This window comes from Oscillochloris sp. ZM17-4 (genome assembly GCF_019599295.1).
Classification (GTDB): Bacteria; Chloroflexota; Chloroflexia; order Chloroflexales; family Chloroflexaceae; genus Oscillochloris.
Genome location: NZ_JAIEWN010000006.1, coordinates 138,822 through 156,888, shown reverse-complemented (window position 1 = coordinate 156,888; position 18,067 = coordinate 138,822). Strand labels below are relative to the sequence as shown.

General features: G+C 68.5%; 14 protein-coding genes. 8 read left to right on the top strand and 6 right to left on the bottom strand.

The window, feature by feature from the left end; translation table 11 throughout:
* Nucleotides 1-86: 86 nt before the first annotated feature.
* Both K2Z83_RS07510 and K2Z83_RS07505 read right to left on the bottom strand, forming a co-directional pair.
* On the bottom strand, nucleotides 87-1,265 hold the full coding sequence (locus K2Z83_RS07510) for a DUF58 domain-containing protein (RefSeq protein WP_220594555.1): 1,179 nt from the start codon (nucleotides 1,263-1,265) through the stop codon (nucleotides 87-89).
* A 70-nt stretch (nucleotides 1,266-1,335) separates the two neighbouring features.
* The gene (locus K2Z83_RS07505) at nucleotides 1,336-2,907 is read right to left on the bottom strand and encodes an ATP-binding protein (protein ID WP_220594554.1); all 1,572 of its coding nucleotides are present in this window, start codon (nucleotides 2,905-2,907) and stop codon (nucleotides 1,336-1,338) included.
* A gap of 382 nt (nucleotides 2,908-3,289) precedes the next feature.
* On the opposite strand from K2Z83_RS07505, the gene K2Z83_RS07500 reads away from it, so the two are divergent.
* From K2Z83_RS07500 to K2Z83_RS07465, 8 genes are all read left to right on the top strand, one after another.
* Nucleotides 3,290-3,577, top strand: a complete 288-nt coding sequence (locus K2Z83_RS07500; protein ID WP_220594553.1) for a hypothetical protein — start codon at nucleotides 3,290-3,292, stop codon at nucleotides 3,575-3,577.
* Nucleotides 3,578-3,700: 123 nt separating this feature from the next.
* Nucleotides 3,701-4,066, top strand: coding sequence for a roadblock/LC7 domain-containing protein (locus K2Z83_RS07495; protein ID WP_220594552.1), 366 nt, complete (start codon nucleotides 3,701-3,703; stop codon nucleotides 4,064-4,066).
* 75 nt (nucleotides 4,067-4,141) lie between these two features.
* On the top strand, nucleotides 4,142-4,636 hold the full coding sequence (locus tag K2Z83_RS07490) for a roadblock/LC7 domain-containing protein (RefSeq protein WP_129685974.1): 495 nt from the start codon (nucleotides 4,142-4,144) through the stop codon (nucleotides 4,634-4,636).
* A 117-nt stretch (nucleotides 4,637-4,753) separates the two neighbouring features.
* Nucleotides 4,754-5,341: an ATP/GTP-binding protein gene (locus K2Z83_RS07485; protein ID WP_220594551.1), complete on the top strand. Its 588-nt coding sequence runs from the start codon at nucleotides 4,754-4,756 to the stop codon at nucleotides 5,339-5,341.
* Nucleotides 5,342-5,426: 85 nt separating this feature from the next.
* Entirely contained in the window at nucleotides 5,427-6,227 is an 801-nt protein-coding gene (locus K2Z83_RS07480; protein ID WP_220594550.1) for a DUF4388 domain-containing protein, read from the top strand.
* Nucleotides 6,228-6,464: 237 nt separating this feature from the next.
* Entirely contained in the window at nucleotides 6,465-7,982 is a 1,518-nt protein-coding gene (purH, locus tag K2Z83_RS07475) for a bifunctional phosphoribosylaminoimidazolecarboxamide formyltransferase/IMP cyclohydrolase (protein WP_220594549.1), read from the top strand.
* A 135-nt stretch (nucleotides 7,983-8,117) separates the two neighbouring features.
* The gene (gene hisIE, locus K2Z83_RS07470; RefSeq protein WP_220594548.1) at nucleotides 8,118-8,735 is read left to right on the top strand and encodes a bifunctional phosphoribosyl-AMP cyclohydrolase/phosphoribosyl-ATP diphosphatase HisIE; all 618 of its coding nucleotides are present in this window, start codon (nucleotides 8,118-8,120) and stop codon (nucleotides 8,733-8,735) included.
* Between the two features lie 73 nt (nucleotides 8,736-8,808).
* A complete protein-coding gene (locus K2Z83_RS07465; RefSeq protein ID WP_220594547.1) occupies nucleotides 8,809-10,827 on the top strand; it encodes an ATP-binding protein in 2,019 nt (672 codons plus the stop codon).
* A gap of 75 nt (nucleotides 10,828-10,902) precedes the next feature.
* On the opposite strand, the gene K2Z83_RS07460 is transcribed toward K2Z83_RS07465, so the two are convergent.
* The 4 genes from K2Z83_RS07460 to K2Z83_RS07445 form a co-directional block, all read right to left on the bottom strand.
* On the bottom strand, nucleotides 10,903-13,023 hold the full coding sequence (locus K2Z83_RS07460) for a hypothetical protein (RefSeq protein ID WP_220594546.1): 2,121 nt from the start codon (nucleotides 13,021-13,023) through the stop codon (nucleotides 10,903-10,905).
* 97 nt (nucleotides 13,024-13,120) lie between these two features.
* On the bottom strand, nucleotides 13,121-14,677 hold the full coding sequence (locus K2Z83_RS07455) for a DUF4173 domain-containing protein (RefSeq protein ID WP_220594545.1): 1,557 nt from the start codon (nucleotides 14,675-14,677) through the stop codon (nucleotides 13,121-13,123).
* A gap of 226 nt (nucleotides 14,678-14,903) precedes the next feature.
* Nucleotides 14,904-16,079, bottom strand: a complete 1,176-nt coding sequence (locus K2Z83_RS07450; RefSeq protein WP_220594544.1) for an acyl-CoA dehydrogenase family protein — start codon at nucleotides 16,077-16,079, stop codon at nucleotides 14,904-14,906.
* Between the two features lie 56 nt (nucleotides 16,080-16,135).
* Entirely contained in the window at nucleotides 16,136-17,875 is a 1,740-nt protein-coding gene (locus K2Z83_RS07445) for a CocE/NonD family hydrolase (protein ID WP_220594543.1), read from the bottom strand.
* Between the last annotated feature and the right edge of the window lie 192 nt (nucleotides 17,876-18,067).

Sequence of the window (18,067 nt, the reverse complement as noted above, 5' to 3'; positions counted from 1 at the left end):
GAAGCTCTCCCACAAAAAACTGATGGTGCTGCGGCGCGGCGTAGCCGCGCCGCAGCACTATCAGATCGTAGCACCCGAGGTGCCGATCACCCGCGCGGCGCGCGGATCACCCGCACGCCGGGGATGCGCGGCGGCTCGCCGTCGCCCATATACAGCCAGCTCACCCGGTAGCCGAGCTCGCGCTGGCGCAGCAGGGCGGCGCGGGTGGCCTCGCTGTTCACCGCGCCGATCAGCATGACCGTCGTGCCGGGGTGCAGGTCGGGCGTGGTGATCATCAGCACCCGGCTGATCGTCGTCACCGAGTAGGCCGTCAGGCGGGCCAGGGTCTCCATGATCTGGCCGAGCTGGGCGGGGCTGCGCCCGGCCGGCAGGCGCGCCAGGTGCTCATACTCGGCGGGGGCGCCGTTGGCGTACAGGCCAACCGCGAAGCCCGCCTCCAGCCCGGCCCGCGCCACCGTGGCCGCCGCGCTGATCATGCGCTCCACCAGCTCCGGGTCGATCCCCTCGTAGTAGAACTCGAAGGTGTCCAGGTCGAGGAAGATCGCCAGCACCTGCGAGGTCGTTGGCTCGTAGACGCGGGTCTGCAGGTTGCCCGTGCGCGCCGTGGCCGCCCAGTGGACATCCTTGAGCGGGTCGCTCGGCGCGTAGTCGCGCACGCCGATGGTGCGCAGCGGGTCGCGCAGCAGCTGCCCGGCGCGCATATCGCCAAGCGGGTTGCGCGCCGGCAGCCCGAGCTCGGGCAGGCTGATCAGGCGCGGGTAGACGAGGAGCGTCGTATAGACCTCGTGGTCGGCGTCGCTGCCGTAGAGCCCGAAGGGGTCGCCGCTCAGCATCTGCACGGGGCCGAGGCGGTAGGTGCCCCGGCTCGCGCAGCGCAGGGTGTAGTGCCAGGAGACGCTCTCGTACCAGCGCAGGCTGGTGCGTCGCTGGAGGGTCTGCGACTGGCGCGACCCGCTGAAGGTCGTCGTCGCGTTCACCAGGGCCAGCGCCGAGGGCACCCGGTCGAGGATGCGCAGCCCGGCCAGGGGCAGCAGCTTGCGGTTGGTGACGCGGATCGTCAGCTCGACCTCATCGTCGGGGAAGGCCCGCTGCTGGCTGAGCCTGCGCTCATAGCTCACCCGCAGCAGCGACCAGCGGCTCCACTGGCGGGCCATGCCGGCGGTGATCAGCAGCAGGGCGCAGAGCAGGGCGAGCCCCGGCTGCGCGAGGGCGATGGCGAGCACAAGGATGAATGCGAGCAGGGCGATGGTGGCGCGCTGGAACATGTTCTAATGTTGAATGTTGAATGTTGAATGCTGAATGTTGAATTCAACATTCAACATTCAACATTCAACACTAATCCGTAAGCTGGCGGCGGCCGAGGGGCAGGGTGAAGAGGAAGCGCGAGCCGCGGCCGAGCTGGCTCTCGACCCAGATCTTGCCGCCGTGGGCCTCGATGATCGCGCGGGCAAGGTAGAGGCCCAGCCCGCTGCCCTGGGTCTCGCGGCGCAGGCGGTTATCGACCCGGTAGAAGCGCTGGAAGATCTGATCCTGCTCCTCGGTGGCGATGCCGATGCCCTGGTCGGCCACATAGGCGATGGCCATGTCGCCCTCGGCGCGGGCGCCGATGCGGATGCTGCCGCCCTCGGGGCTATACTTCACCGCGTTGGAGACGAGGTTGCTCACAACCTGGCGCAGCCGCTCGTAGTCGCCGTGGACGGGCGGCATATCGTCGGGGAAGCGCAGCTCGAACTCGAAGGTGCCGGCGGTCGGGCCGGCGAAGCTGCGCACGACATCGGCGGCCAGGCTGGCGAGCGCGAAGTCCGAGCGGTCGAGGCGCACGCCGCCGGCGGCCACCCGCGAGACATCGAGCAGGTCCTGGATCTGGCGGGCGAGGCGGTCGGCCTCCTCCTCGATCACCGTCAGGCCCTCGCGCAGCGCCTCGGGCGAGAAGGTGGCGTCCTCGCGGGCGAGGGTGCCGGCGTAGCCCTTGATGATGCTGACGGGCGTCTTCAGCTCGTGGGAGATCACCGAGATGAAGGTGTTCTGTAGCTCGGCCTCGCGGCGCTGGGCGGTGATATCGCGCACATTGGCGATCGCCCCGAGGAAGGTGCCGCCAGGGCCGCGCTGGGCGGCGTAGCGGCTCTGCACATAGATCTCGCGCCCGTCGCGGCTGGTGATCCGGCCATCGACCACCGGATTCTCGATGATCGGGCGGCGCTGGAGCGGGCAGTCGGTCAGGCAGATATTCACGCCCTGGCCGGTGTGGATGCCCAACACCTCGGCGCAGGGGCGGCCGATCGCCTCCTCGCGGCTCCAGCCGGTGAGCAGCTCCATGGTGTGGTTGAAGGTCGTGATCCGCCAGCGGCTATCGATGATCATGGCCCCGTCGGCGCTCTGCTCGATCATAGCGTCGAGGCGCTGCTTCTCGCGCAGCACGCCCTGGTAGAGCCGGGCGTTCGAGACGGCGATCGCCGCCTGGTCGGCGAAGTCCTGGAGGAGCTGGCGGTCGTCGGCCGAGAAGTCCACGTTGAGCGCCGCGCGGAAGACATAGATCACGCCGACCGAGGACTGGCGGACGGTGAGCGGCAGGGCGATCATCTGGCGCAGGCTGAGCCCGGTGTCGGCGGCGACATCGCGCAGGACGGACACCCCGCGGCGGGGCAGATCGCTCATCGGGAGGTCGAGCAGCGGGGCGAAGGCGGGCCAGATCTCGCGGGGGAGCTGCGCGGATGCGCGGATGCGCAGCACATCGTTGCTCTCCTCATCAGCGATCGCGATCAGGCCGGAGGTGCCGGCGAGCATCTCCACGGCGTAGCCGATCACAAGGTTGAGCACGCTCGACAGATCGAGCTGCGCGGTGATGGCGCGGCTGATCTGGAGCAGGTATTCGCGCTGGCGCAGGCGGTGATCCGGCTGTTCGAGCATAGTATCCTCCGGGACTGTATTGTAGCATAGGGCCGCTGTGGCGTCCCTATGGGCAGATCTGTGACTCGGCGCATTCGACAACTCTTTACACTTCTGTCTCTCAGGTCGATGTGTGCTGTTAAGCCTTACTCATGTTGCAACATGGCGCTACAGTCGGTTTTATAGCCTCTGCGGGCGCATGTTCGTTCGCCATGTGATGCAGAAAGAACCGCTTTCCCGCGCGTCATAAGATAGGCGAACGTTGTCGCAATATACTGTTTACACCCACACTGGACATACCGCCGCCCGCATGTTATGATAATAAATACTTACACTTTCGCTATGCACATGGGATGCACTTCTGAGCAGTGCCGATAAGCGGCCAGGCGGCAAGGAGCAGCGTATGGATCTGGATTTGAGCAGCAAGCGGGCCAAAAAGCTGATGCGAGAGCACGGCCTGACCGACGAAGAGATTCAACAGATTGTCGCCTCCGCGCGTATCAACCTTGCTACGTTCGATCCCGAGTACCGCACGAATGTCACCCAGATCGCCGATGATCTCCAGAAGAGCCGGCCGACAATCTACGGCTGGGCTGATCGGGCGATCGCCGCGACGATCCACTCGCTACGCAATATTCGCACCGGCCGGCCGCCCAAAGAGCGCGAGCGCGGCAACGTGGTCGAGTCCTGATCGCTATCCCGCAGATACGCCCTGCCTACGTCGCTTCGTAGTCGCTATTTTGTTAGGCCCTGGTGTATAATAGAAGTGCCTGGCGCCGCCGTGGAAAGGCGCCCGCCAAAGGAGCCCCCCTCTATGAGCATCAAGCTACGGGATCTGCTTGGTCGCTTCCGTGCTATTGAGAGCGTTGATCTGGCGGCAGTTGTGGCGACGGATGGCCTGCTGATCGAGAGCACCGCCCGCGAGGATGTCGACGTCGATGCCATCTGCGCCGTCGCCTCGAACAGCCTGGCGATGGCTGAGTCGCTCGGGCGCGAGATCGACAAGGGCGGCGCGCTCCAGACAATGCTTGAGTATGAGCATGGCCTGGTACTCATCGAGCCGATCAGCGACGATGCGATGCTACTCCTGCTGGCGGGATCCCGCGACGATCTCGGCTATGTGCGCTTCCTGGTCGCCAAACATCGCGACGATATGGGCGATGCGCTGCGAGAGATTTAATCGCCCTATATGCTATAATCCATACAGCGTGCGGCCGCAGTCTCCTCGAGCTGATCACGTGTAAGGTAGGTATTGATGGATCCACAGCTGACAAGCATTATTGTTCCCACCGAAGAGATTAACCAGATTGAGGAGTGCCTGGGCCGCCTCGTAGAAGATACAGGGAGCGACTACGCCCTTCTGCTCGATAAAAGCGGTCAGGTTATCTCCTCGAAAGGCGATGGGGATCGTCAGGACATTACCGCCCTCGGCGCGCTGATCGCCGGCGTCTTCGCCTCGTCCCGCGAGGTCGCTAAGCTGCTCCGCGAGCGCGACTTCCGGGCCTCGTTCCAGCAGGGCGTCCGCGAGAATATCTTCATCGCCATGATCGAAGAGCAGTGGATCCTGTGCATCATCTTCAATAAAGGCACCCACATTGGGCTCGTCAAGGTGCTGACGAAGAAGGCCACTGACGAGCTGGCCTCGGTGCTTGATCGGGTGCGCCAGCAGCACAAGGCCCGCGATGAGGTCCTTGGATCGTCGTTCCGCACGTCGATGGAAGACACGATCGATCTGCTTTTCCGCGACTAAAATGTCAGGCGTCAGCCGTCTCGCCGTGCGCCAACGGCGCATCCGGACACTCAGGGGGCAGCACGTTCATAGCTGGCCGCTGAACGCTTTCGTATAGGCAGGCATGCGAGAGGACCTATGGCTCTGATCAATGTTGCGGCGCGTGAGATCCATTGCAAGATCGTCTACTATGGCCCCGGTATGTGTGGTAAGACGACAAACTTGCAGTATATCCATAGCCAGGTGCCCAAAGACGTAAAAGGTGACCTGCTCTCGATTGCGACGGAGACGGAACGTACGCTGTTCTTTGACTTTCTCCCTCTTGATCTCGGTAAGGTCCGCGGCTTCCAGACACGCTTTCACCTCTACACTGTCCCCGGCCAAGTGCTCTACGAGCGCACCCGCGTGGCGGTGCTCAACGGCGCCGATGGGGTCGTCTTTGTCGCAGACTCAGACAAGAAGAAGATGCAGGAGAATGTGAACAGCCTGCGCGAGCTCGCTCAGAATATCACCAGGCAGAATAAAAAGTTCGCCGAGTTCCCGATCGTGCTCCAGTATAATAAGCGCGACCTGCCGAAGGATGTGGTCGCATCGGTGCAGACGATGGATCACTTCCTCGGGGTCACGAAGATGAACTGGCCGCGGGTTGAGGCGGTGGCCACGAAAGGCCCCGGCGTCTTCGAGACGCTGCGCGCCATCAGCCGTGTCGTGATTAGCAAGCTTTAGGAGGTAGCAGGCAACGGGCAACACGTAGATTGCCCCGGCGCGAGCTGTTGCCGCTTGTCGCCTCCCTGCTGCCTATGGTGAGACTATGGCGCTTGAAGGCGATCTGAGCGAGTTTCCGCTAACGGATATCATCCAGCTCGTCGACCTGAGCAAGAAGACGGGCGGGGTGTCCATCCGCGGCCTGCGCGGCAGCCAGCACTTCGATGGCTGGCTCTACTTCCGCGACGGGAAGATCGTCGGCGCCGAGATGGATGGCCACACACCCCTCGATGCGGTCTACACCTTCTTCACCCTCTCCTCCGGCCCCTTTCGCTTCCACGACGAGCGCGTCCTCTCCCAGCCTACGATCACGGTCAGCAATGAGGTGATCATCATGGAGGGGATCATGCGCCAGGATGAGTGGGCCACGATCCACGAGCACGTCCCCTCGCTCAACCTGGTGCCTCGCCTGGTGCCGAACCCGACCACCGGCAACAGCGAGATCAACCTTGAGGCGGAGGAGTGGCGCATCCTCACCATGGTCAACGGCAAGAATACGATCGGCCAGATCGCCCAGCGCAGCGGCCTCGGTGAGGTTCGCACCTGCGAGATCGTCGCCCAGCTGCTCCAGAGCGGCCTGATCGAGAACCGTGAGATCGCCCCCGGCGAGGCGCTCGCACCTGAGTTTGAGCGTATCGCGGCTGGCCTCCTCGGCACCAGCGCCTCGGCGGTCCTCCAGGAGGCGTACAAGCAGGCGGGCGTCTTCGATACGGGCCGCGCCACCGGCGACCAGATGCTCGCGGTGGTCGACTACTTCGAGATGGGCGCGACACGCCTGGTGGGCGCCGCCCGCGCCAGCGGCGCCGCCGAGGAGCTGCGCGCCCGCATGCACGAGGTGATCGGCTAGTCTTGGGTCTGGGGCTGCTGCCCGGGGCCACAGCTGACCCCGGCGAAGTGCTGAAGCCGCGCCGCGGGGTTCTGCGGCCAGCCGCCCGCCTGCGCGGGCTCAGGATGTTGCATCAACCCTGGGCTGCTGCCCGGGGCCACAGCTCACCCCGGCGAGGTGTGGTACAATACGCCCGCTGCGACCCTGCCCGTCGCCATGGGGTGGGGTCTTCTGCTGTTCTGCGATAGGGGAGCTCCTGTGCGCGCACTGATCAGTGTCTACAATAAGGACGGCGTCGTCGATCTGGCCCGCGAGCTGGTCGGCCTCGGCGTTGAGATCATCTCGACCGGCAACACGAAGCGGATGCTGACCGAGGCCGGCCTCGCGGCCCGCGCCGTCAGCGATGTCACCGGCTTCCCCGAGATCCTCGACGGCCGGGTGAAGACGCTCCACCCGGCCATCCACGCCGGGCTGCTGGCCCGCCGCGACCTGCCGGCCCATATGGCCCAGCTCGCCGAGCACGGCCTGGCGCCGATCGATATCCTGGTGGTGAACCTCTACCCCTTCCAGGAGACGGTCGCCCGCCCCGAGACGACTCTGGAGCAGGCGATCGAGCAGATCGACATCGGCGGCGTGGCCCTGCTGCGCGCCGCCGGCAAGAACTACCAGCACGTCCTGCCCCTGGTCGACCCGGCCGACTACGCCGAGGTGCTGGCTGGCCTGCGCTCCGGCGAGCTGCCCGAGGCGCTGCGCCGCCGCCTGGCCGCCAAGACCTTCGCCCACACCGCGGCCTACGACGCGGCGATCGCCGGCTATCTGAGCGAGGATCTGTTGCCGCAGACGCTGCCGATGGGCTGGCCGCAGGCCCAGCCCCTGCGCTACGGCGAGAACCCGCACCAGCCCGCCGCACTCTACGGCGACTTCCACAGCCTGTTTGCGCAGCTCCACGGCAAGGAGCTCTCCTACAACAATATCCTCGACACCGGGGCCTCCCAGGAGCTGATCGAGGAGTTCCCCGCCGATGGCCCGGCCGCCGTGGCGATCATCAAGCACACCAACCCCTGCGGCGTCGGCACGGGGGATACGCTGCGTGAGGCCTGGGATCGGGCCTTCGCCACCGACCGCGAGGCGCCATTCGGCGGGATCATCACCGCCAACCGCACCGTCGATCTGGATCTCGCCCGCGCGATCGATGAGATCTTCTCCGAGATCGTGATCGCCCCCGACTTCGACCCCGACGCCCTGGAGCTGCTGCGCAAGAAGAAGAACCGCCGCCTGCTCCGGTCGCTGCGCCCGGTCACGCGGGCCGGCGAGCTGACCCTGCGCAGCGTCCCCGGCGGCATCCTGGCCCAGCTCGCCGACCGCGCGCCGCTGGCCGATGAGGAGGCCCGCGTGGTGACGCAGCGCGCCCCCAGCGAGGCGGAGTGGCAGGCGCTGCGCTTCGCCTGGCGCGTGGTGAAGCACGTCAAGTCGAACGCGATCGTCTACGCCGGCGCCGACCGCACCCTGGGCATCGGCGCCGGCCAGATGAGCCGGGTCGATAGCTCGCGGCTGGCCGTCTGGAAGGCGCAGAATGCCGGCCTCTCTCTGGCCGGCTCGGTGGTGGCCTCCGACGCGCTCTTCCCCTTCGCCGACGGGGTCGAGGCGGCCTTCGCCGTCGGCGCGACGGCGGTCATCCAGCCCGGCGGCTCGGTGCGCGATGCCGATGTGATCGCCGCCGCCGACGCGGCCGGCGCGGCGATGGTCTTCACCGGGCGGCGGCACTTTCGGCACTGATTGTAAGGCCGAAGCATTCGCCCCGAACATACCAGCGATATGGCGATGGATTAGTAGGGCCGAAGCATTCGCCTCGAACATACCAGCGATATGGCAGTGGATTAGGGGCGAATGCTTCGGCCCTACGGATATGATATGAATCTCCGGTTTGATACCAACGGCCTGATCCCGGCGATCGTACAGCACGCCCGCAGCGGCGAGGTGCTGATGCTCGGGTATATGAACGAGGAGGCGCTGCGCCTCAGCCACGAGAGCGGCCTGGTCACCTTCTGGAGCCGCTCGCGCGGCGAGATCTGGCAGAAGGGCGCCACCAGCGGGAATACGCTGCGCCTGGTGGAGATCCGCCAGGACTGTGACAGCGACGCGCTGCTGGTGCTGGCCGAGCCGGCCGGGCCGACCTGCCACACCGGCGCGCGCAGCTGCTTCTACCGCGATCTGTCCGCCGCCCCGCTCGACGCGCCCGCCGTCCCCGGCAGCATCGTCGCGCGGCTGGCCGACATCATCCGCCAGCGCGGCGAGCAGCAGGACGAGGGCTCGTACACGGCGAAGCTGCTGCGCGGCGGGGTCGACCGGATCGGCAAGAAGATCGGCGAGGAGGCCGCCGAGGTGATCATCGGGGCAAAGAACGGCTCGCCTGCGGAGCTGACCTACGAGATGGCCGACCTGATCTACCACAGCCTGGTGCTCTTGGAGAGCCAGGGCGTGGCGCCTGAGGATGTCTGGAGGGAGCTGGAACGCCGCTTTCATCCGTGAGCGGGCGCTGCCCTTGGGGGCGATATGTTCGCCCGCCGGCTGCTTCGCTGCACACCCACACGATCTATAGCCTATGACAGAGCATGCTGGCCGAGTCCTGGTAATCGATGACGATCAGGGCACGCGCGACCTCTGCGCGCAGACGCTGCGAGGCGTCGGGTTCGATGTCGTGCCGACCATGGCTGATGTCGCCCTGGATAGACTCAGCGGGGCCCCCTTCGACCTTGTGCTGCTCGATATGGCCGCGCCCGACGCCGGCGAGCCGTCGATGCTCGCGCAGATCCGGTCCTATGACGCGAGCCTGCCGGTGCTGCTCCTGAGCGGGGCAGCGACGGTCGTGCAGCTCTCCCACGCGATCCGACTGGGAGTTGAGGGGCTGCTTCTCAAGCCCTTCGTGGCCGATGAGCTGGTGACGCTGGCCGGCGAGGTGATGGCGAAGTGGCGCAGCACGCGCGCCCGCGAGCGCGTCGCCGCTCTGCGCCCGCTGCTCCAGGTGAGCCAGCGCCTCCACGCTGAGCTCGACCTCTCTCGGCTCCAGGATCTGATCATCGAGACGGTGCGGAGCGAGATCGGGGCCGACCGGGCCTCGCTGATGCTGCTGGAGGATGATGCCCAGATCCTGCGCATCGTCGCGTGCTCCGGGCTTCCCCCAGAGGTGACAGTGGGGCACGGTGTGCCGGCGTCGCGCGGCCTGGCCGGGTGGGTGGCCGCACATCGCACTCCGCTCTGCATTGATGCGGGCGGGGAGGTCTCGCCCCCTAACGCCGACCTCCGCGGGGTGTTCTTTGCGGATGAGATGACCTCATCGCTGGCGGTGCCGGTGCTGGCCGGCGACTATGTGCTCGGGGTGCTGAACGCCGCCAAGGTGCGCTCAATGGTGCCCTTCAGCGCGGCCGACCAGGATCTGCTGCTGCTGCTCGCCGGCCAGGCGGCCACGGCGATCACCAACGCGCGGCTCTACAGCGAGGTCGCTCACTCCGAGGAGCGCTACCGCGCCCTGCTCCAGCACGCCAACGACGCCGTGCTGCTGCTTGACGCAAGCGGGCACACGATCCTGGAGGCGAACCTGGCCATCGAGCAGCTCAGCGGCTATAGCCGCCGCGAGATCCTCGCGCTGCGCCCGTCCGACCTGCTCCCCGACGTGGGCAACCTCGCGCATGCCGCCCATAGCGGCGCATCGAATGGCCACGTCCCCGGCGAGGCCCAGGAGGTTGAGACGGTGCTGCAGACGCGCGACGCCCAGCCGGCCCAGGTGGCGGTGAGCATGAGCGTCGTGCCCTACGCTGGGCAGCGGCTGCTGCTGGTGATCGCCCGCGATATTAGCGAGCGCCAGCGGATCACCCGCCAGCTGCTCCAGGCCGAGAAGCTCGCCGCCCTCGGCCGGCTCTCCGCATCGATGGCCCACGAGATCAACAATCCGCTCCAGGCGATCCACAACTCGGTGCATCTGCTGCTTAGCCGGGAGCTCCCCGACGAGAAGCGGCAGCGCTATCTGGAGATGACCCGCGAGGAGATCAACCGCCTGATCAGCATCGTGCAGCGCATCCTCGACTTCTACCGCCCGACCCGCGAGGGCATGCGGCCGGTCGACATGGGCGATATCATCGACGCGGTGCTGACGCTCACGGCGAACCAGCTCCACGAGCACCGCGTCGATCTGCTGCGCGAGGTTGAGCCGGCGCTGCCGCGGGTCCTCGCGGTGAGCAACCATATTAAGCAGGTCTGCCTGAGCCTGATCTTCAACGCGATCGAGGCCATGCCCGATGGCGGCTCCCTGCGGGTGCGGGCCTACCTCTCCGCCGATGGGGCCGAGGCCGACGAGGATATGTTCACGGTGGTGGCCGGCGGGCGCATGTCCGAGCCGGCGGCCGGCCCGTCGGTGGTGGTGGAGATCAGCGACACCGGGGCGGGGATCTCGTCCCAGGATCTGCCGAAGATCTTTGAGCCGTTCTACACGACGCGGATCAAGGGCACCGGGCTGAGCCTGGCCCTGAGCCACAGCATCGTCGAGCAGCACCACGGCGAGATGGCGGTGCGCTCCGAGCTCGGCCAGGGCACGCTCTTTCGAATCAGGCTGCCTGTGGCGCAGTGAGGTCATTGCAGATTGCATATTGTAGATTGCAGATTGCGAGTCAATCTGCAATCTACAATCTGCAATCTGCAATGGTTAGGGCCAGCGATACTGCTCGCCGGGCGGCAGGCGCAGGCTCTCCTCGCCGAGCCGCCCGAGCCCCTGCTCGCCGCTGCCGGGCCGGCGCTCCAGGCGGGCGTTCTCCGTCCACTGGGCCAGCCAGCTGTTGCGCAGCAGCTCGCCGCTCACCGGCGGGCCCAGGCCCGCGCCGTAGCGGCCGGCCAGCTCGGCGAAGCCGGCGCAGACCCCGCCATCAAGCGCCCCCTGCGGGCATCCCTGGCCCCTGATCGTCTCGCCGAGGTAGAGCTGCGCGCCCAGCGGGCGCTGCGCCACCTGCCCATCGCGCAGCTCCAGGCATGTCAGCTCGAAGCACTGCAGCCGGCCCCAGGCGAAGGGCACCGCCGGGGTGAGCGGCAGCCCGGCCCGCGTTAGCCCGCCGAGCTCGGCCCAGGCGCGCATGATCGGCGCCGGCACGAACTGGCCGGTCTCCTCAAAGGTGCGCCCGCCCGCCCCTTCCACCGCGATCTCGGCCAGCCGGCGGGCCGGCCCAAGGGCCGCGCCGTTTGCGCGCAGCTCCACGGCCAGCCCGTAGCGCCCTGGCGGCAGCTCGGCGGGCAGCGAGAGGGTCTGAACGTGCCTGTATCCCTCCCGCACCAGCCAGCGCCCCGGCGGGAGCGCGCCGTAGAGCAGAGGTAGCTCGCTCTCTAGCAGCGGCGCGCCATCGGGCGTGGTCAGCTGGAGCGCGACGGTCAGCTCGCCTGGCGGCGGATCACCCGCCCCGCGTCGCCAGCCGAGGTCGACGGTGAGCAGCTCGCCCGGCTCGTAGCGCCTCGCGCTGGCCGAGTAGGCCAGCGCGTAGGCGCTCAGCTCCAGCCCGGCGCCCATTGCGGCCGGCGGGGCGATCACCTGCTGCGGCCCGGCGTCCACCGGCCGGTAGAGGTCGAAGGTGCCCAGCGAGCCGTCCTGGGCATAGGTGTGGCGGATGATCGCGATCATCTCGGGGGTGAGCCAGTTGCCCAGGTAGTCGATCACGGCCAGGGGCGGATGCCCGGATGCCAGATCGGCCAGCAGGGCGGACTGGTCGGCCAGCCCCTGGTCGAGCAGCTGTCGGTACTCGAATGCCTGGGCGCGCGACAGGACCCCGGCGGCGGCGGCGACGCCGGGCATGTCGGTGAATACGAGAGGGCCGGCGGCGCGCACCTCGCGCTCGACGGCTGCATCGACCCGGCCGAAGGCGGCCAGCAGGTCGCGCTCGCGGGCGGCGTCGGCCCAGAGCCCGTAGCGCCCGATGGCCAGGCGGGGCGGGCTGGGCGCGAGCAGGCCGGCCACCCTCGGCCAGGTCGGGTCCCACAGCGGCGGGTAGTAGGTGAGGGAGAGGATGAGCAGCAGCATAGCCGATAGCCGATAGCCGATAGCCGATAGCCGATAGCCGGCCCCCACCAGCCAGACCAGCCCGGCGTACAGCTCCAGAAAGTAGTTGCTGTAGGCGCCGACCTTGCCGACCCCGGCGGCGGTGAGGGCGCCGGCGAGGGTGTAGATCAGCGCGGGGGCGAGGGGGGGCTGGCGCTCGCCCCGGCGCATGATCGCGGCGACAAGTGCCAGCAGCGCGGCGGCGGCGAGGGGCCAGCGCAGGCGGATCTGTCCCTCCCAGAATCCCCGGGCCAGATCGGCGTCCCAGCGGTTGGCGTTGGCGGCCACCACGTGCAGGGCGAACCAGCCGCCGCTGGCCCACTGGAGCAGGCCGAAGAGCAGCCCGCCGCCGACCGCCAGCGTCCCGCCGAGGGCCAGCAGGCGGCGCAGCGGCGGGCCGCGCTCGGCGCGGGGCGCCCGGGCCAGATCCCAGAGCAGCCAGAGCCCGGCGGCGGCCGGCGCGGCGAGCAGGCCGGTGAGCGCGGAGAGCCCGGCGCAGAGCAGCAGGTAGAGCGGCGGGTAGTTGATGATCAGGTAGGGCGGCGCCGCGGGGTCGGCGTAGAGCCTCCAGATCGGCGTGCCGGCCCGCAGCATCTCGACCTGGGCCAGCAGCGGCCCCTCGCCGTAGTCGAGCGGGTGGGCGAAGCCGAGCAGCTGGCGGGCGTGGTCGGCGAAGGACACGAGGTAGGCCGCCACCAGGATGGCGAGGCCGATCTGGGCGGCGCGCAGGGCCGTGCGGGCGAGCATGGGCGATCCTGATCTCGTCTAGTAAGGGCGCAGCAGCGCAGCGCTGCTGCGCCCTTACACGTCGGCGCGCCCATTATACCCGCGAGTCGCCGTATCGCTACGGCGCGGCCGCCCCCAGCGCCGCCAGGGCGCGGGCGCGGCCGTAGTGCCAGCCGGGCAGGCCGTCGCGGGCGGCGGCCTGCTCAAGCTGCCTGCGGGTGATCGCTAGCTGGCCGACCGCTCTATTGTGCAGATCCGCATCAAGCAGGGGCAGCGTCGACACCAGCTCGGGCAGGGCATCGCTGGAGAGGCCGAGCAGGTAGTCCAGATCGACCTCCTCGCCGTAGCTGCTGCGGCTGAACAGGTTGTCGCTGGGCGTCACCGTCAGCGCGCCGGGGTTGGCCTGGTAGCGGGCCATGTTCTCGCGCACGATCAGGGCGTCGGGGCTGACGACGTTGAGCATGGTCAGGTAGACCAGGGCCGAGGCGAAGCCGCCGGCCAGGAAGATCTGCGGGCGCGCGGCCACGAGGGCGGCCACAAAGAGCAGCAGCACCACGGCCAGCCAGATCATAAAGCTGTGGGTGTAGAGGCGCAGGCGGGTGAAGCCGTAGGCCAGCTCGTAGAGCCACATGCGCTGGAAGGCCGAGGCCAGGATGCCGAGCACCAGCAGCACCATGGCCGCACTGGCGGCGTTGAATACCTGGCGGCGGGCCGGGCTCTCGCGGCGGGTGACGATGGCCAGCAGGCAGAGCAGGCCGAGGGCCAGGAAGGCCACGGCCAGCAGCTCGAAGAAGCCACGGCGGGCGTAGTCGGCGAAGGACATGCCGGTGCGGGCCAGCGAGTCGAGCCCGCCGAAGAGGTAGGCCCCCTGGACGGCCATAAACCCGATGAAGAGCAGGTCGAGCAGGGCCAGCACGGTGATCGCCTCGGTGCTGCCGAGGAAGCGCCAGGCCAGCCCATTCCGGTCGAGCCGCTCGGTCTCGCCCTCGGCGGGGAGCGACGGGGCGCGCATGCCCTCGGCCAGCGCCACGATCATGCCGCCGGCGGCGAGCAGCGTGAAGGTGGCGATGATGATCGCGTGGGCCGTGGCCGTCCAGAGGTCGAAGGGCAGCTGCAGGCTGAGCAGCTGGCCGACATAGCTGGCGAAGACGCTGTCGGCGGCCACGAGCAGGCCGCCGAAGACCAGCAGCAGCGGCGCGGCCAGGAGCGCGCCGCGGGCCACCGGGGCCAGGGCGCGCAGCTGGCCCCGGCTCAGGGGGATGCTCGCGATCTGGCGGGCCGCCAGGATCAGCGGGAAGATGCCGATCTCGAAGATGGCCAGGGCGGCCCGCCCGGCGAGGCGGACGGGCGGCAGGCGCTGGAGGGCGTCGCCGCGGAAGCCGACGACCAGCAGCAGCAGCAGGCCGGCCAGGGCCAGCAGGTTGAGCGCCACGAGCATCGGCTCGGCGCGCACGGCCAGCCAGGTGGCGAAGCTGAGCGCGGCCGCGCCGAGCCAGAGGTTCGCCCCAGCGGGCCGATCCTCGCCCCGGCTGATCAGCAGCAGGGCGGAGAGGCCGAGAGTCACGAAGATCGGTGCCGAGACGCCCACGCCGCGCCCGTAGAAGAGCAGGTCGGCGCAGACGCCGAGCAGCAGGGCGACGCCGAGCAGGGTGTTAGGAGAGCGCAGGCTGGTCATGGGTGGCTCCGGGTCGCAGATAGAAAGAGGCCGCCGCCCTGGTTATACCAGAGCGGCGGCCATGATGCGACCCTTCACGTGTCCCCGCCCGCGCACTCAGGTGCTTGACAGGGGACAGCGGACAGGGGACAGCGGACAGGGGACAGACGTGAGCAGCTTTGGCGACATAGATCGCTCTCTTATCCGCTCGGCCAGTACCCTGTCCGCTGTCCTCTGTCCCCTTCGATCACATCTTCATCTTGTGGCCGACCTCCTTGAGCAGCTCGCGGGCGATCACATTCTTCTGGATCTCGTTGGTGCCCTCGAAGATGCGGGTGACGCGGGCGTCGCGGTACATGCGCTCCAGGGGCAGCTCGCGCGAGAAGCCCATGCCGCCGTGGATCTGGATGGCCTCGTCGATCACCTGGCTGGCCATCTCGGTGCAGTAGAGCTTGACGATGCTGCTCTCCAGGGTGGCGGGCTTGTGGTCATCCACCCGCTTGGCGCAGTCGTAGACGATCTGCTCCATGGTGTAGATCTTCACGGCCATCTCGGCCAGCTTAAACTGGATGGCCTGGAAGTCGGCGATGGAGCGGCCGAACTGGTGGCGCTCGATGGCGTAGGCGCGGCTGATCTCGAAGGACTCCTTGGCGGCGCCGACGCTGCTGCCGCCCAGGCCCACCCGGCCGATGTCGAGGGTCTTCATCGCGATCTGGAAGCCGTGGCCGACGCCGTGTGCGCCGCCGAGGACGTGATCCGCAGACACGCGGCAATCCTCGAAGAAGAGGCTGGCGGTGTGCGATGCCTTCAGGCCCATCTTATGCTCGACCTTGCCGACGCGGAAGCCAGGGGTGCCCTTCTCGACGATGAAGGCGGTGATGCCGCCGCGGGAGCCCTTATGCTTGTCGGTGACAGCGTGGACGATGATCACATCGGCGAAGCTGCCGTTGGTGATCCACATCTTCTGGCCGTTGAGCACCCACTCGTCGCCCTGCTGCTCGGCGGTGGTCTGGAGGTGGGCGGCGTCGGAGCCGGCGTTCGGCTCGGTGAGCGCCCATGCGCCGAGCATGCGGCCCTCATTGAGCGCCTTGAGGTAGTGCTCCTTCTGGGCAGGGGTGCCGCCGATGAAGATGCTCATGGCCGCCAGCTGGGCGTGGGCGCCGATGATCGTGGCGGTGCTGGCGCAGACCCGGTTCAGCTCCTCCATCAGCACGCAGTAGCCGGTGATGCCCATGTCGAGCCCGCCGTACTTCTCGGGGAAGGGCACGCCCATCAGGCCCAGCTCGCCGGCCTTCTTCAGCACCTCAAAGGGCACCCGCTCCTCCTCATCGATCTCGCGGGCGATCGGGCGGATCTCCTTATCCACGAACTCGCGGACGGTCTGGCGCAGCATCTTGATCTCGTCGGTGTGCTCATACTCCATTGTCGTGGCCTCCGTTGGGGCGCAGCAGCCGGTGCTCCGCGCCGACTGCTGCGCCCTTACTCATGTAGGTATGTCATAACCGGCAGGGCGAGGGCCGAGGGGTGCTCGGCGTCGTGATGGATGGTCTGCTGAGCGACGACGACGGCCCGGCCCTGATCGAGGGGCGAGTCGTCGCCGAGGTTGCGGCTCCAGCGCGGGTGGCCCGCGCTACAGACCTGGAGCCGGATGCGCTGGCCGGGCTGGAAGCGCTGTGCGGTGGCCCACATATCGACCTCGATGCGCAGGCTGCCGTCGGGCTGGGGCGTGCCCTTGCCCGGAGTCACCCGGCACAGCCCGTCGCAGATGTTGCTGCTGTGGCCGAGCCGGTCGACCAGGCAGAGCCGGGCGACGAAGTCGGTGTGGGGCAGGCTGGAGCGGATGTAGAGCTCGGCCCGCACCGGGCCGATCACATCGACCTTGGCCGTCAGCGGCGGGGTGGTGAAGGTCAGCACATCGCCGCGGGCCTCGACGGTGGACTGGTCGCGCCGGCCGGCGCCGGCGCTGAGCACCGGCCCGCCCACGCCGGGCGTCGGGTCGGAGGGGTCGTAGACATAGACCGACGCGCCGCCCTCGGGGTCGGCGCCGCCGGGGGTGAGGGCGCCGCCGCGCCCCAGGTAGTAGCGGGTGGTCTTAGCCGGGGGCGGCCAGTGGTCCATCTCGTGCCACTCGGGGCTGCCCATCAGGGCCAGGCGGACGGGGCGCTGGCGCAGACGGTCGGGCTCATCGCGCAGGTAGGCGTCGAACCAGTCGAGCCCGACGCGCAGGCCCTCCCAGATCACCATAGTGTCGAGGTGCTGGTTCGGCAGCACGGTGAGGTAGGGCCGCTGGCCGGCGGCGAGCAGGGCGATGTAGTCGGCCAGCTGGCCGCTGAGGAAGATGTCGTACCAGCCGGCCACGAGGTGTGTGGGCACGCGCATGCGACCGACATCGCGATGGTGGTCGATGGCGCGCCAGTAGGCACCCTCGGGGTCGCGCTCGCGCAGCCAGCGCTGGAAGAAGGGCACCGGCTCGCCGAGCGTCACCCGGTCGGACTCGGCGAGCGGCAGGTGGTTGAGCCCGGCGCGCAGCGCCGGCTCACGGCGCATGGGCGACATCTCCCAGAGGGCGGAGAGGTCGAGGTGGCCATTGTGGCCGGCGGTGGCGCGGACGAGGTGCGTCCAGCGGAGGGAGGACTCGAGGGCGAAGGCGCCCTGGGGGTGGAAGAGGCGCGAGAAGCGCATGGACGTGATCATGGGGACGATGGCGCGCAGGTAGGGCGGCGGGTCGGCGGCGACGGCCCACTGGCAGTAGCCGAGGTAGCTCGGCCCCCACATGCCGAGGCTGCCGTTGAACCAGGGCTGGGCGGCGACCCACTCCAGGGTGGCGCGGCCGTCGGCCGCCTCGTTGATGAAGGGGTCGAACGCGCCGCCGGACTGGTAGCGCCCGCGGACGCCCTGCACCAGCACGTTGTAGCCGCGCTCGGCGAACATCTCGGCGCCGAGGGTGTAGATCGCGCCGAGCGGGCCGAGCTCCGAGGAGCGGCCGTAGGGCGTGCGGATGAGGATCGTCGGGAAGGGGCCGTCGCCCACGGGCGCGAAGCGGTCGGCCATGAGGGTGACGCCGTCGGGCATGGGGACGGGGATGTGGGCGTGGAGGCGGACGCGGTGGCGGGCGGGGCGCAGGCCAAGGGCGCGACCGAGCAGCTTGCGGCGGGCGGCGGCGGCCCCGAGGCCGGCGAGGGCGATCCCAGCCATTGCGAATGCGGCGCGACGAGCCATAGGGACGGCCTCCGGCCAGAGGGTGGGTGCGGCGTGCGACATTACACACTGCGTCATGAAGTATAGCAACCGCCCGCCCGGCTGTCAAAGGGGAGTCTTTTGTTAGCGCGAATAAGTCCTGGGTCAAGCCCCACCGGCTGGCGACTGACGTCGCGCCGGAGCGGCGCGGCGCGCCGGGCGTCGGCCTGCGCC